Raw genomic sequence first — 14,685 nt, 5'->3', positions numbered from 1 at the left:
CCGCTCGGTCCGCCGTCACGGGCCCGGCCATCACCCGACCACCGGCCTGCCACCGTCCACTCACCGGCCGCCCGGCGCCGCGGGATCCGGTGATATCTGGATAAAGTCGGGCGCAGTACGACCAGGGGAGTGACTGAGTGGAGTTCCGGCTGCTCGGCCCGGTGTCCGTTATCGGGGACGACGGGATGGTTCTCGACACGGGCCCGTCCCAGCAGCGGGCCGTGCTCGCACTCTGCATGCTGGCCGCACCCCGGCCGGTCAACGTCGCCGGGATCATCGGCGCGCTGTGGCCCGAGGAGCCGCCTCCGCGGGCCGTCAACACGGTCCAGGCGTACATCTCCAAGCTGCGCCGTGTCTTCGAACCCGGCCGTCCGCGCAGGGACAGCCCGTCCGTGCTGGTCAGCAGGCCGGGCGGATACGCGCTCGCCATGCCCGACGGCGCGTACGACCTGGGCAGGGCCAAGGAGCGGATCACCACGGGACGGCGGCTGCTCAGCACAGGCGAGTACGCCGAGGGAGCCGGAGAGCTGCGGCGCGCGCTCGCCGAATGGCGCGGTGCCCCTCTCTCCGGCTTCGAGGAAGAACCCTGGGCGCGAGACGACATCAACCATCTGACCGAGCTCAGGCTCACGGTCATCGAGGACGCGTCCGAGGCCGAACTCGTTCTCGGCATGGGGCCGGAACTCGCGCCGGGACTGGCCCGGCTGCTGTCCGACCAACCACTGCGCGAACGGCTGCGCAGGATCACGGCGCACGCCCTCTATCAGGCGGGACGGCAGGTGGACGCGCTCGCCCTGCTCGCCGACGGGCGCCGGATGCTCGTCGACGAGCTCGGTCTCGACCCCGACCCCCGCTCGCGGGAACTGGAACGGCGGATCCTCTCGCAGGACCCCGCGCTCATGCCGGACCCTGCGGCGATGCGGGGCCCCACGCTCATCCCGGATTCCACGTCCGTCGCTCCGGCGATCGACGCGACACGGCCGGGGGCGAACGGCTCGGCGGAGCAGGTGGCGGGGACGGAGTCCGGCACCGCGCGCACCGGGGCCGTGCCGCCGACGCGGCTGATCGGGCGGGCGGCGGAGGCGGACGTGCTGCGCCGGGCCATCACCTCCGGCGGCCACCGGATCGTCCTCATCGCGGGAGAGCCGGGCATCGGCAAGACCAGCCTCGCCGAGGACGCCGCGCGACACGTCCGCACGGTCGTCTTCGGGCGCTGCTGGGACGGCACCGGCGCCCCGCCGTACTGGCCGTGGGCGCAGGCCGTACGTGAGCTGACCGGCAGGAGCGGAGAACTGGCCGAGATCACCGGAGCGACCGGCGAGTTCGCCTTGTACGAGGCGTTCGCCCGGCTGGTCGGCGGCCACGGGGCGGTGCTGATCATCCTTGACGACCTTCAGTGGGCCGACGCCTCGTCGCTTCGCCTGCTGGAGTTCCTCGCCGCCACCCGGTCGTGCCCGGAACTGACCGTGGTGGCCACCTATCGTGACACCGAGGTGGCGGAGCCGCTGGCCAGAGCCCTGTCCACCCTCATACGGCTTCCGCATGTCGAACGCGTCACCCTCGGGGGCCTGCGGGAGGACGCCATCGCCGAATACCTCGAACGCGCCGGAGTCGACGCGGGCAGGGCCGCCGACGTGGCCAGGAAGACCGGCGGCAACCCCTTCTTCCTGGGCGAGGTGGTCCATCTCGGCGAGGACGCGCCGGGTGCGATCGCGGACGTGCTGCGCGGCAGGATGGCGGCGATGCCGCCGGGCACACCCGACGTGCTCTCCGCCGCGGCGCTGTTGGGTCGTGAGGCCGAGGTCGGGGTCCTGCTCGACGTGGTCGACACGCCCCACGACCAGGTGCTCGACGTGCTGGACGCGGCCGTCCAGGCACGCCTGCTGACCGAACGCGGGCTGGTCTACCGCTTCGCCCACGACATCGTCCGCGACGTGCTCAGGGACGGGCTCGCGCCGCTTCGCCGCCGGCGCCTGCACGCCCGCGTGGCCGCCGTGCTCGAACGGCGGGGCACCCACCTGGCGGAGCTCGCGCACCACTACCGGGAGGGCCTGGTCATCGCCGGGATGGCGGGCAAGGCCATCGAGTACGCGCGTCAGGCGGCGGCGCACGCCACGGCCCAGTTCGCGTACGAGGACGCCGCCGAGCACCTGCGCCACGCCGTCCTGCTGACCGGGCAGCTGCCGGTCACCGATCTCGCGCTGAAGTGCGACCTGCTGCTCGACCTGGCCGAGGCGCAGTCGGCGGCCGGAATGAGCATCCGGGTACGCGCCTCCCTGGACGAGGCCGCCGAGATCGCCGAGTCGCTGGGCGACGACGAGCGGCTGGCCCGCGCCGTGCTCGGCTTCTCCGATCCGCTGGCCTGGGCGATGTACGAGGAGTGGGTGGCGGGAGACGCGCTCGCCGGGCGTATCGAGAGGGCCCTGCGCGCGCATGCCGGGGCGGACTCGCCGTGGCGCCCCCAGCTTCTCGCCGCCGCCGCCGTCACCGGCTCCTTCACCCGGCCGGTCGGGGACAGCGTCGCGCTCGCGGCGGAGGCCGTACGGGAGGCCAGGGACAGGGGCGACGACCGGTCCCTCCTGCGCGGGCTCAGCGCGCAGGAGATCCTGTCGCGGGGCGTCGCCACGCACGCCGATCGGCAGGCGGTCATCGACGAGATGGCGGAGGTGGCCCGGCGGACGGGCGACCTCGTCTCCGAATGGCTCGCTCGGGAGGCCGACTACTACGAGCTGGTCAAACAGGGTGAGTCGGAGACGGCGGAGCCGCTTCTCGCCTGGCTGCGCGAGACCGCCAGGCGGATCCGCCAGCCGGCGCTGCTCAGCCTGGCCGCGTGGCTCGCCGCCATCCGCGCGTACATGCGGGGCGATCTGGACGATGCACTCGCCGAGGCGGAGGAGTCGGCCCGCGTCCATCCCGAAGGTGCCCTGGGCAGGGACGACGCGGCGGTACGCGAGCAGGTGTTCCGCTGCCTCGTGCTCCGCGTACGGGGTGAGGCGGGGCGGGCGCTCGCCCTTTCCGAGGAGATGCTGGCCATCCGGCCGGGCCAGGCGGGGTGGATGGTCCTGCGATGTGCCGCACTGCTGGACGTCGGCAGGCGTGCCGAGGCCGCCGGTGTCCTCGCGGACCTGTCGCGTGCCGATTTCGCCGCCATCGAGGGCGACCTCGCCTACCGGTTCATCCCCGACCTGTTGAGCGAGGCGTGTCTGGAGCTGGGGGACGCCGCCGCCTCCCGGGCGCTTTACCGGCGGCTCGCTCCGAGTGGGGGGCGCCTGCTCGGCTGGTCGGTGGCCGACCTGTGCCTCGGCAGGTTGGCGCTCGGACTGGGCGACGACGAGGCCGCGTCCCGGCACCTGGGGGCCGCGCTCGACCTCGTCGCCAGGTCGGGGGCCGTGCTCTACGAGGCCCCCGTACGCGAACTCCTCGCCCGGGTGGGCTGACGCGCGGCCGAGCAAGCGCGCGCCAAGGTGTGGACAAGACCATCCGGAGACCCTGTCGTCATGACAGGAAACAACGACGGGTACCCGGAGACGCGGCCGGTGCCGAAGGACGTCCCCGCCCACCGATCGGATGAGTCCCGCCCGGAAGTCCTGCTCGGGCCGCGCCGGGTGGCTCCGGACGTCGTGCTCATCCCATGCGTCGACCAGGCCGGAGCGGGGTTCCGCCACACCAACTCGATGGTGATCACGGGCCGTGAGCCGGTCATCGTGGACACCGGCGCTCCGATCCACCGCGACCGGTGGCTCCAGGACGTGTTCTCCGTCGTCGAACCGGAGGACGTCCGGTGGATCTTCATCAGCCACGGCGACGCCGATCACGTGGGCAACCTCCTCACGACCTTGGACCTGTGCCCGGCGGCCACGCTGGTCACCGGAACCGAGACGGCCCTGCGGCTGCGGCACTCGTTCGAGCCGCCCCCGGGCCGTACGCGGTGGATCGCCGACGGCGGGTCGTTCGACGCGGGGGACCGGACGCTCACCGCCGTACGGCCTCCGCTGTACGACGCCTCGGGGACGTACGGGCTCTATGACGACCGGAGCGGGGTCTACTGGGCCGCCGACTGCTTCGGCGCGCTGGTCCCGAGCATCACCGCGGACGCGGAGGACCTTCCGCTGACCCGCTATCTGGAGTCGGTGCGGGCGTTCGGCAGTGGCATGAGTCCCTGGCACGCGTGGCTCGATCCCCGGAAGTTCGGGCCGTCCGTGGACGTGGTCGCGGCGCTTGACATCACCGCCATCACGACCGCGCACGGCCCGACCGTCACGGGATCGCGCATCCCCCAGGTGATCGACGCCGTCCGCGCCCTCGCCGGATCCGGCGCCTGAGACGACCCCGTTCCCCCGTGTGATCAGAGAACCGGCGCGAGCCCGGCATGGTTGACTGCCGTGCCTGGAGCCCGGGCGTGGCCGTTCCGTTCGAGGCGGACGCGCTGCGCACCTGGTGTACCGTCGCGGTCAAACCCTGACGACGCCTGCCGAGGCGCCCTCTCGTCTCAGCGGAAGCGCCCAAGGGAGCATCACGGATCCGCGACGGCGGCGGTGTTGAGTCTGCGGGCGGTCAGAGCGGCGCCGATCAACATGACGCCCCGCGAGGTACGGGGATCGGCGCCGATCAGGGTGCTGACCCTGGCCAGGCGGTTGTCCACGGTATTGGGGTGGACGCCGAGCGCGCGGGCCGTGGAGCGCCGGTCGAAGTCGGCGGCGAAGTAGGCGTCGAGGGTCCCGACCAGCGCGGGTTCCAGGATGTCGAGCAGCCCCGCCAACTCGGTCCCGCTGTCGCCCGGAGCGCCGAGGTGATAGTCGAGCAGCACGTCGCGGAGTCCGTACACGCCACTGGGCCGCCCACCCGCGCGGGCCACCTCGGCGATTCTGGTCGCCTGGCGGGCCGCGCCGGGGATCTCCGCGATGTCCCCGGCGACGGCCATCCCCGTATGGACCGGGGCGGCGGCGTCCACGAGGCGGCGGGACAGCCGGGAGGCCGGTACGGCGATTCGCAGCGGGAGCAGCGCGTGCCCGCCGTCGGTGTCGAGCGAGCTGAGCACCGGTTCGTCGGCGAGCCGGTCGAGCGTCGCTTGGATCGCCCGCGCGCGGCGGCGGCCCCCCGGTCCCGGAGAGGGATCACCGAGCGCGAAGGCGAGCACGTAGTAACCGGGTTCGAGCACCACTCCGTGCCGGGCGGCCACGTCGCCCGCCGGTCGGCCGGAGAGCAGAGTCCTGGCGACGGCCCGCAGCGACTTACCGCGTTCGGCCAGCATGACCTCTTTCAGATACGCCTCACTCGCCGCGGTGGTCGTTCGCTCCAGCGCCGTGAGGATCAGCTCGCCGAGCCGGTGCAGCCCGGCGTCCTCCCCGGGGCGCGTGGCCGCGCAGAGAGCCCGCCACAGTGCCCGGTGGGCGACCATGTACCCGCTGAGCAGGTACGCCAGCGGCACGCCGTCGCCGACCCGCTGTGCGGCGCGCTCCCGGAACAGGCGCATGTCGGCGTCGGTGACGGCCTCTCCTCGCGCCATGCGCAGGAAGAGGCGGAGTCCGTGCCGGGTGGTCGAGGCGATCTCCAGTTCCTTGATCGCGTCGGGGAGTGTGGCGAGCCCGGGCACGACCGCCTCCTGCTCGGCGACGATCTGCCGGGTGAGCCGGTTCACCTGTGTCGCGCAGCGGGCCGCGATCCGGGCGGCGAGGAGCGAGGGGCCGTCTTGTTCCATTCCACGGATTGTGACATGTCATAGTTCGGCGTCCACGGGGCTGGGGCTCCGGTCGATTGTGCGCATCGGCGGCCCGGCTGCACAGTGAGATCACCCCTCACCCCGGAGCGTGTCGATGACCACGATCGCGGAACCCGATGTTCCGGTCGCCGCCCAGCGGCGTGCCTGGGGCGTCGTCACGATGTTGCTGCTGTTCATGATGGTGAACTTCATGGACAAGGCGGTGCTCGGCCTGGCCGGCGAGGCGATCACGACCGAACTCGGTCTCACCTCCACCGAGTTCGGCGCCGTGGGCAGCGCCTTCTATCTGCTGTTCAGCCTCTCCGGGATCGTCGTCGGCGGGTTGACGACCCGGTTCGACTCCACATGGATCCTCGTCGCGATGATGGCGGGCTGGTGCCTGTCACAGTTCCCGCTGCTGTTCCCGGCGGCCGGGTTCGGGACGCTGGTGGTCACCCGGGTCGTCCTCGGCGCGGCCGAGGGACCGGCCTACGCCGTCGCCAACCACGCCGCCTTCACATGGTTCCCCGACAGGATGCGGAACCTTCCCAGCAGCGTGCTCACGCTCGGCTCGGGTATGGGCGTCGCGCTGGGCGCGCCGATTCTCATCTTTATCATCACGAACTACGGCTGGCGCTGGGCGTTCGGCTTCACCGCCCTGGCCGGCCTCGCCTGGCTCCCGTTCTGGCTGCGCCGCGGCGGCGAAGGCCCGTACGGCGCACGGAGCGAGACGGCGCCGGCCGAAGGGCGCGTGCCGTACAGGAGGCTGTTCTGCAGCGGGACCGTGCTGGGCGGCGTCGCGGCGAGCTTCGCCGTCTACTGGACGCTCGCACTGGCGCTCACCTGGTTCCCGCAGTATCTCCAGAAGGTCAGGGGATACAGCCTCGCCCAGGTCGGGCCGCTCTCGATCGTCTGGCACGTCGCCGGGTTCGTGGTCATCGTCGTCGTCGGCGTGCTCACCCAGCGGCTGTTGGCGCGCGGGGTCTCGACCCGGATCGCCCGAGGGGTGGTCGGCGGCGTCGCCGTGGTCGTGGCCGGGGCGGCGATGACGGCGCTGCCTCACGTCGGCGATGCGGCGACCCATCTGGTGCTGCTCACCGTCGCCGCGTCCTTCGGCTATGTCATCTTCCCGCTGGCCACCGCGGTCGCCGCCGAGATCGCCCCGGCCGCCCAGCGCGGCGCGGTCCTCGGCACCGTCACCGCGGTCGCCACCGTGGCCGGCGTGCTGGCTCCGGTGGTCACGGGGGCATTGGTACAGCGAGCGGCGGATCCGGCCGAGGGGTACGGCACGGCGTTGACCGTCGCCGGACTGCTCATGCTGGGGGGAGGCGCGCTGGCCGCGCTGGCCATCCGCCCTGAGCTGGACAAGGAAAGGCTGGCTTCCCGATGAACATCACCGAGTACGCCGACGCCGTCTGGCGGGGCGAGGTCCCCGACAGCATCGTGCACACCGGACTCGCCGGGCAGGGCTTCGTCGAGGTCGCCGACGGCGTCGGCTTCCGCAGCGGGTTCGGCAACACGATCGCGCTTCGCACCGGCGGGGAGGTGACGCTGTTCGACACCGGCAACCCGTTCGACGCGGAGCGGCTGCACGCCGAACTGCGGGCGTGGACCGGCGAGCCGGTGACGACCGCGATCTACTCGCACGGGCACATCGACCACGTCTCCGGCGTGGGCCCGTTCGACGCGGAGGCCGACGCGGCGGGGCGGTCCAGGCCCACGGTGGTGGGGCACGAGGCGATCCCCGCCCGCTTCGAGCGTTACGTCCTCACCAACGGCTACAACGCCGTCATCAACCAGCGGCAGTTCCAGGCTCCGGACCTGACCTGGCCGACCGAGTACCGCTACCCCGACGTGACGTACCGCGACGAGCTGACGGTCGGCCCCGTCGAGCTCTTCCACGCCAAGGGCGAGACCGACGACGCGAGCGTTGGGTGGGTGCCGTCGCGACGCATCCTGCTTCCCGGCGACCTGTTCATCTGGGTGAGCCCCAACTGCGGCAATCCCCAGAAGGTGCAGCGCTACCCACGTGAGTGGGCCGTCGCGCTGCGCCGGATGGCCGCACTCGGCGCCGAGACCATGCTGCCGAGCCACGGCGCCCCGATCTTCGGCGCCGACCGGGTCGAGCAGGCGCTGACCGAGACGGCGGAATGGCTGGAGGCCATCGTCGGACGTTGCCTGGAGATGCTCAACGAGGGGGCCAGGCTGGACGACATCGTCCGGGCCGTACGGCCTCCGGCGCGGCTGGCGGACCGGCCCTACCTTCGGCCGCACTACGACGAGCCGGAGTTCGTGGTGCGCAACATCTGGCGGTTGTACGGCGGCTGGTACGACGGCAACCCCGCCCACCTGAAGCCCGCGCCCGACGCCGTGCTCGCCGCCTCCGTGGCCGAACTGGCGGGAGGCGCGGAGCGACTGTGCGACGCCGCGCTCAGAGCGCTGGCCGACGGCGACGAGCGGCTGGCGGGGCACCTCGCGGAGATGGCCGTGCAGGCCGCGCCGGGCGACCCCGGAGCACACCGCGTGCGCGCCCGGGTGTTCGCCGCGCGGGCCGCGTCGGAGGTGTCCCTGATGGCGAAGGGTGTGTTCGCCTGGGCTGCCGAGGAGTCACGCAAGGCCGCCGGAGACGCCTGACGGGGGAAGGGACAAATCCAGGACACGTGTCTTTAACACGGCGGAACTGTCAAAGTCGGCCGAGGGTGGGAACGATGGCGTGAGTGAACGACCGCAGGGACATTTGGCCGGGTGACCCCTATCCGCTGGGGGCCACGTACGACGGTGCGGGCACGAACTTCGCACTCTTCACCGAGGTCGCGGACAGCGTCGAACTCTGCCTGTTCGACGAGGAGGACGCCGAGGAGCGGGTGCTCCTCACCGAGGTCGAGGGGTTCGTGTGGCACTGCTACCTGCCGGGCGTCGGCCCCGGGCAGCGGTACGGCTACCGCGTGCACGGGCCATACGAGCCCGCCAGGGGGCAGCGGTGCAACCCGGCCAAGCTGCTGATCGATCCGTACGCGAAGGCGGTGGACGGCGCCGTCCGCTGGGACCAGGCGGTGTACGGCTATCGCTTCGGCGAGCCGGACAGCCGCGACGACAGCGACTCGGCGGCGTACATGCCGCGGGCCGTCGTGACGAACCCGTTCTTCGGGTGGGGACACGACCGGCCCCCGGCCACGCCGTACCACGACACGGTGATCTACGAGGCGCACGTGCGCGGCCTGACGATCGACAATCCGCGGATCCCCGAGCGGATCAGGGGGACCTACGCCGCGCTCGGTCACCCCGAGATCATCGACCATCTGACCGGGCTCGGGGTGACCGCGATCGAGCTGATGCCGGTACACCAGTTCGTCACCGACCACGTGCTGGAGAAACGCGGCCTGAGTAACTACTGGGGCTACAACACCATCGGGTTCTTCGCGCCGCACAACGAGTACTCCAGCTCGGGCCAGCGCGGCGAGCAGGTGCTGGAGTTCAAGGCGATGGTGAAGGCCCTGCACGAGGCCGACATCGAGGTGATCCTCGACGTGGTCTACAACCACACCGCCGAGGGCAGCCATCTCGGGCCGACCCTGTCGATGCGGGGCATCGACAACGCCAACTACTACCGGCTGGTGGAGGACCACCCCGCCTACTACATGGACACCACGGGCACCGGAAACAGCCTGCTCATGCGGAGCCCGCACGCACTGCAGCTCATCATGGACTCCCTGCGCTACTGGGTGAGCGACATGCACGTGGACGGCTTCCGCTTCGACCTCGCCTCCTCGCTCGCTCGGGAACTGCACGCGGTGGACCGGCTGAGCGTCTTCTTCGACCTCGTCCAGCAGGACCCCGTCCTCTCGCAGGTCAAGCTCATCGCCGAGCCGTGGGACGTCGGGCCGGGCGGCTACCAGGTGGGCAACTTCCCGGCCAGATGGACCGAGTGGAACGGCCGCTACCGCGACACGATCCGCGACCTGTGGCGGGGCGAGCCGGCCGCGCTGCCCGAGTTCGCCTCACGGCTGACCGGGTCGAGCGACCTCTACCAGGACGACAGCCGCCGCCCGGCCGCCTCGATCAACTTCGTCACCTGCCACGACGGGTTCACCCTCCAGGACCTGGTGTCGTACAACGTCAAGCACAACGAGGCCAACGGCGAGGACGGCAGGGACGGCGCGGACGACAACCGGTCGTGGAACTGCGGGGTCGAGGGGCCGGCGAGCGGGCCCGTCGCGCAGCTCAGGGAACGGCAGAAGCGCAACCTCCTCACCACGCTGTTCCTCTCCCAGGGCGTGCCGATGTTGTCCCACGGCGACGAGATGGGCCGGACCCAGGGCGGCAACAACAACGCCTACTGCCAGGACAACGAGACGAGCTGGGTCGACTGGTCGGACACCCGGGAGAACCGGCTGCTCCTGGACTTCACCCGGAAGCTCTCCCGCCTGCGTCGCGACCATCCCGTCTTCCGGCGCCGCCGCTTCTTCTACGGCAGACCCGAGCGCGGTTCGCACGACGAGCTGAGCGACATCGCCTGGCTCACCCCGTCCGGCACGGAGATGACGGACCAGGACTGGCGGAACGGCTACGCCCGTGCGCTCGCGGTCTTCCTCAACGGCGACGCCATCACCGAGCCGGACCGGCGTGGCAGGAGGATCACCGACGACTCCTTCCTGCTGCTGTTCAACGCCCATCATGACGTCATCAGGTTCACCATCCCGACCGGTTACGGCGAGATGTGGACGACCGCGCTCGACACGGCGCGGCCGGTCACGACGGACTCGCGCGTCTGCCGGGCCGGCGAGGAGGTGCCGGTATCCGGCCGTTCTGTCCGGGTTCTGCGCCGTGCCTAGAGAGACGATCTGGCGGTGATGTGTTCGCGCCGTCACTATGAGACGGAAACCGAAGGAGTGTTCCACGGGTCTTCGCCGTGGCCCCGTCCGGCGACCGCGGCGGGCCGAGAGGGTCCGCGGAACACGATCCAGCGCCGGAAGATCCGCCGAAGGGTGGTGCCGTGATCTCGACCTACCGAGTGCAACTGACCCCCGATCTCGGGTTCGCGGACGTGGCCGAGCTGACCGGCTACCTCCGGGAGCTCGGAGTCGGGGCCGTCTACCTCTCGCCGATCCTGCAGGCCGTGCCGGAGTCTGGGCACGGATACGACGTCACCGACCACACCGCCGTGCGGGCCGAGTTCGGCGGGCTTCCCGCCCTGCGCGACCTGGCGGCGCGGGGCCTCCCGCTGGTCGCCGACGTCGTGCCGAACCACATGACCGTGCCGGTGCCCGAGTCGCGGAACGCCCCGCTGTGGGCGGCGCTCAGGGACGGCCCGGCCTCGCCGTACGCGCGCTGGTTCGACGTGGAGTGGCCCGTCGCGCTGCCGGTGCTCGGCGACGAGACCGGCGACGGGAACGGCGGCCTCTCAGCGGACGGGAGCGTGCTGCGCTGTCACGAGCACGAGTTCCCGATCAGACCGGGCACGGAGCGCCTCCCGCTGGCCGAGTTGCTCGCGGCCCAGCACTACCGGCTGGTCAGCTGGCGCGACAGCCCCGGGTACCGGCGGTTCTTCGACGTGTCGTCGCTGATCGGGCTGCGGGTGGAGGACCCCGAGGTCTACGACGCCACCCACGCCGTGATCCTCTCCCTGCTCGACCAGGGGGTGCTCCAGGGGCTGAGGGTGGATCACCCCGACGGGCTGGCGGATCCACGCGGCTACCTCAAGCGGTTGCGTCCCCGCGTCCCCGGACCGCTGTGGGTCGAGAAGATCCTGATCGACGGCGAGCGGCTGCCGGAGAACTGGCGGTGCGACGGCACGACCGGGTACGACGCGCTCAACATGGTGACCCGCCTGTTCGTCGACCCGGCGTCCGAGGACCAGCTGGTCAAGACGTTCGCCCGCCACACCGGTGTCATCGAGGACTACGAGACGGTACGCCGCGAGGCGAAGCGGCACGTCATCGACCTGTTCTTCCGCGGCGAGGTCGACCGGCTCGTCGCGGCCATGACCGGCCGCGTCGAGGAGAGCGGGCTGCGCGAGGCGGTGGTCGAGCTGCTCACCGCGATGCCGGTCTACCGCGCGTACGTCGATCCGGGCGAGCCTCCGTCCACCGAGTCGATCCGCGTCGTCCGGCGCGCGGCGCGGGAGGCGGCGCGCCACACCGATCCCGGCCCGGTCGCCAGGGCCGCCGACCTCGTCCTGTACGGCCCCGCCGAGGCGGTCACGCGGTTCCAGCAGACCTGCGGCCCGGTGATGGCGAAGGGGGTCGAGGACACGGCCCTCTACCGGTGGTACCCCCTGGCCGCGTTGAACGAGGTGGGCGGGGAGCCGGACCGGTTCGGCGTGTCCGTCGGGGAGTTCCACGAGTTCTGCGCGACCCTGCCGCCCCGGACCATGACCACCCTGTCCACGCATGACACGAAACGCTCCGAGGACGTACGCGCCCGGCTGGCGGTGCTGTCCGAGATGCCCGACGAGTGGGCGCTGGCCGTGGATTCCTGGGCGGCCGAGGTGTTCTTCGACCCCCGGCTCGACTATCTGGGCTGGCAGACGTTGATGGCGTCCTGGCCGATCACCCCAGAACGTTTCACGAAATATCTGCTCAAAGCGGCACGAGAGGCGAAGACTGCGATCTCCTGGCAGAACCGCGAACCCGGATACGAGAGCGGCATCCGGCGGTTCGCCCAGGAGGCGATCGACGTCTGCGGCGAATCGGTCGCCGCGTTCACGGCGGTCGTGGACAGGTACGCCCGGGTCAACTCCCTCGGCCAGAAGGCCGTCCAACTGTTGATGCCGGGCATCCCCGACGTCTACCAGGGCAACGAGATCACCGACTTCTCCCTGGTCGACCCGGACAACCGGCGGCCGGTCGACTTCCGGGCGCGGCGGGCGCTGCTGGCCGAGATCCTGACCCCCGGCACTCGCCCCGATACGTGGGACGGCCAGAAGCTGCTCGTCACCACCACCGCCCTGCGGCTCAGGAGACGGCTCGACCCGGAGGCGTCGTACACGCCGGTGGAGGCGGGCGAGCACGCGGTCGCGTTCTCGCGCGGGGACGAGGCGCTGGTGGTGGCGACCCGCCTGCCGGTGGCGCTCGAACGGCGCGGCGGCTGGGGGAGCGAGACGCTCATGCTCCCTCCGGGACGGTGGCGCGACCTGCTGACCGAATGGGAATACACCGGACGCGTCCCGATGGGGCATCTCCTGTCCCGTTATCCGGTCGCGATACTCGGGCGGTGAAGTGTGCACGGCGACACCAATCACGACGACGGGAGTGGCATGTTCGAGGTCTGGGCACCCGAGGCGGAACGTGTAGAGGTCGAGTCGGGGGGCGCCAGGCGGGACATGAGGGCGGGAGCCGGCGGCTGGTGGCACGCCGCCGGAGCGGAACACGGCGCCGACTACGCCTTCCACGTCGACGGCGAGGGTCCGTTCCCCGACCCGCGGACGCGGCGCCAGCCGTACGGCGTGGAGGGGCCGAGCCGCGTCTACGACCACGACAGGTTCACCTGGGGCGACCAGGAATGGCGCGGCCGTGACCTGCGCGGATCGGTCATCTACGAGCTGCACGTCGGCACGTTCACCCCGGAGGGCACCTTCGCCGCCGCCGCGGAGCGGCTGCGCCACCTGGTCGATCTCGGCGCCGACTTCGTCGAGCTCATGCCGGTGGCCCCGGTCCCGGGGCGGCGCAACTGGGGGTACGACGGTGTCGACCTCTACGCGGTCAACGAGGAGTACGGCGGTCCCGACGGCCTGAAGGACTTCGTCGACGCGTGCCACCGGGCCGGGATCGGCGTGATCCTCGACGTCGTCTACAACCACCTGGGTCCGTCGGGGAACTACCTCGCGAAGTTCGGGCCGTACCTGCACGGATTCAAGGGCTCCTACTGGGGCGACGCGATCAACCTGGACGGCCCCGGATCCGACGAGGTCCGGCGCTACTTCATCGGCAACGCGTTGCAGTGGCTGCGCGACTACCACATCGACGGCCTGCGGCTCGACGCCGTGCACGCGCTGCACGACCGGCGCGCCGTGCACTTCCTGGAGGAGTTGTCGGGCGAGGTGGAGGCGCTGTCCACCAACCTCGGCCGCCCGCTCACGCTGATCGCCGAGTCCGACCTGAACGATCCGCGCATGGTCACCTCGCGCGAGGCGGGCGGGCTCGGGATGCACGCGGCCTGGAACGACGACGTCCACCACGCCATCCACTCGGCGGTGACGGGGGAGCGGCACGCCTACTACGCGGACTTCGCGCCGCTGTCCGCGCTGGCCAAAGTGCTCACATCCGGATATTTCCACGACGGCAGCTATTCGTCGTTCCGCGGGCGCAGCCATGGCAGGCCGGCGAACGGCGTCCCCGGCTACCGGTTCGTCTGCTGCGTCCAGAACCACGACCAGATCGGCAACCGGCCCCTCGGCGACCGGATGGAGCCCGAGCAGCTCTGGATCGCCGCCGGCCTGCTGCTGACCTCGCCGTTCACGCCCATGCTGTTCATGGGAGAGGAGTGGGGGGCGGGGACACCCTTCTACTTCTTCACCGACCATTACGACCCGGTGCTGGCCGGCGGCGAGGCCGAGCGGCGCAGGCGCGAGTTCGAGGGGTTCGGTTACGACTGGAAGGCCCCCGACCCGCAGGAGGAGTCCACGTTCCTGCGCTCCAAGCTCGACTGGAGCGAGATCTTCGACGACGGCTCGATGTCGCTGCTCGGCTGGTACCGCGACCTCATCGCGCTGCGCAAGACGCACCCCGACCTCGCCGACCCCCGCCTCGACCGGGTCCGGGTCCGCTTCGACGAGCAGCGGCACTACCTGGTGATGGAGCGCGGCTCGCTCCGCGTGGTGGCCAACTTCGGTGCCTTCCCCATTCCCGTACGGCTGTCGCCGGGCGCGAAACGGGTGCTGCTCGCCTCCGACGAGGCGGTGCGGGCCATGGACGGCGACCTCTACCTTCCCGCCCAGTCCCTCGCCATCGCCCAGGTCTGAGGAGCCGTCCGCGCGATGTCCCGATAAA

The 14,685-nt window shown here is 71.3% G+C and carries 8 protein-coding genes; 7 read left to right on the top strand and 1 reads right to left on the bottom strand.

Annotated features, from left to right (window positions below):
- Nucleotides 1-137: 137 nt before the first annotated feature.
- Together AB0I59_RS14315 and AB0I59_RS14310 are read left to right on the top strand one after the other, a co-directional pair.
- On the top strand, nt 138-3,437 hold the full coding sequence (locus AB0I59_RS14315) for an ATP-binding protein (protein ID WP_358132812.1): 3,300 nt from the start codon (nt 138-140) through the stop codon (nt 3,435-3,437).
- Nucleotides 3,438-3,497: 60 nt separating this feature from the next.
- A complete protein-coding gene (locus tag AB0I59_RS14310; protein WP_358132810.1) occupies nt 3,498-4,322 on the top strand; it encodes an oxygen-binding di-iron domain-containing protein in 825 nt (274 codons plus the stop codon).
- A gap of 191 nt (nt 4,323-4,513) precedes the next feature.
- Here AB0I59_RS14310 and AB0I59_RS14305 read toward each other — a convergent pair whose 3' ends face one another.
- Nucleotides 4,514-5,698, bottom strand: a complete 1,185-nt coding sequence (locus AB0I59_RS14305) for a PucR family transcriptional regulator (RefSeq protein ID WP_061254940.1) — start codon at nt 5,696-5,698, stop codon at nt 4,514-4,516.
- A 115-nt stretch (nt 5,699-5,813) separates the two neighbouring features.
- On the opposite strand from AB0I59_RS14305, the gene AB0I59_RS14300 reads away from it, so the two are divergent.
- The 5 genes from AB0I59_RS14300 (at nt 5,814) to treZ (ending at nt 14,657) form a co-directional block, all read left to right on the top strand.
- On the top strand, nt 5,814-7,088 hold the full coding sequence (locus AB0I59_RS14300; protein ID WP_358132808.1) for an MFS transporter: 1,275 nt from the start codon (nt 5,814-5,816) through the stop codon (nt 7,086-7,088).
- Complete coding sequence (locus tag AB0I59_RS14295) at nt 7,085-8,332, top strand: alkyl sulfatase dimerization domain-containing protein (RefSeq protein WP_358132806.1); 1,248 nt, start codon at nt 7,085-7,087, stop codon at nt 8,330-8,332. Before AB0I59_RS14300 ends, AB0I59_RS14295 begins: the two co-directional genes overlap by 4 nt.
- 83 nt (nt 8,333-8,415) lie before the next feature.
- Nucleotides 8,416-10,530 (top strand): glycogen debranching protein GlgX, encoded by a 2,115-nt coding sequence (gene glgX / locus AB0I59_RS14290; RefSeq protein WP_358132804.1) that lies wholly within the window; start codon nt 8,416-8,418, stop codon nt 10,528-10,530.
- 161 nt (nt 10,531-10,691) lie between these two features.
- Entirely contained in the window at nt 10,692-12,914 is a 2,223-nt protein-coding gene (gene treY, locus AB0I59_RS14285; protein ID WP_358132802.1) for a malto-oligosyltrehalose synthase, read from the top strand.
- 39 nt (nt 12,915-12,953) lie between these two features.
- Nucleotides 12,954-14,657 carry a malto-oligosyltrehalose trehalohydrolase gene (treZ, locus tag AB0I59_RS14280; protein WP_061255221.1) on the top strand — a complete coding sequence of 568 codons (1,704 nt, stop codon included), beginning with the start codon at nt 12,954-12,956 and terminating at the stop codon, nt 14,655-14,657.
- Nucleotides 14,658-14,685 lie beyond the last annotated feature (28 nt).

Origin of the sequence: Microtetraspora glauca (assembly GCF_040656155.1) — a bacterium.
Classification (GTDB): Bacteria; Actinomycetota; Actinomycetes; order Streptosporangiales; family Streptosporangiaceae; genus Microtetraspora; species Microtetraspora glauca.
The sequence above is the reverse complement of the archived record's forward strand: the minus strand, read 5'-3'. Positions and strand labels throughout refer to the sequence as shown.